The following is a 754-nucleotide window of genomic DNA, read 5'->3' on the forward strand; positions in this document are numbered from 1 at the left end:
AGGGCCAGTTCGATCACAAGATCAGCAACAGATCCCGGGTTTCCTCCCCTTCGCGCGTCCTCGCTAGCCCCACTGCTGCGCGGTCAGCGCGTGGGCCCGGCCGCCGCCCTCGCGGATGATGCGGTCCCAGCCGCCCGCACCCCGCTCGGGCGACACCCAGTCCCGCATGTAGGCGGCGCGCGGCGCGGTGGGATCCGTGCGCGCATCGATGCCCATGAGCACGTACATGCTGCTCAGGTGCTTCATGTGGATGAAGAAGTGCACGCGCTCCATGGGGCCGAACAGTTCCTCGAACACCAGCGCCGTGGCGTGGCCGGTCGCGTTGAGGTTCATGTTCTCCGCGACCGTCCGGGCGAACAGCCGCGCCTCGGCGCGGAACTGGTAGCTGAAGTCGATCACGCGGTGCATGATCACGCCCGCGCTGGCGGTGGTCAGGATCCGGTCCGGATCCTGCGCGGTCTGGTGGGCCGCGCCCAGCACCTCGAACCACGGCACCGGCGAGTCGGCCTTCAGGGGGCTCAGGGACGGGTCCTTGGCCATCGCCTCGGTCGCCGTGCCGAACATGCCCCACCGCTGCGGGAACATCATGTGCTCCTCGACGCTGCCGGGTACGAACGCTGCCCCCCAGTCCCGGGCCCGCTGATGCGCCACGTAGCCGCCCAGCACGCCGTCGCGCAGGTCAGACGCGCCCCCGAGATGGACCAGAGCGTCGTAGTCCTCCAGGGACCGCAGGTGGATCAGCCAGTGCACGCGG

At 69.9% G+C, this 754-nt stretch carries 1 protein-coding gene; it reads right to left on the reverse strand.

The features are described 5' to 3' along the window. Positions 1-63 precede the first annotated feature (63 nt). Positions 64-754 (reverse strand): DUF6039 family protein (locus tag ACY45C_RS02185; RefSeq protein WP_462185995.1); only part of this gene is annotated, 691 nt, incomplete at its 5' end.

Source organism: Frankia sp. CcWB2, assembly GCF_977927585.1.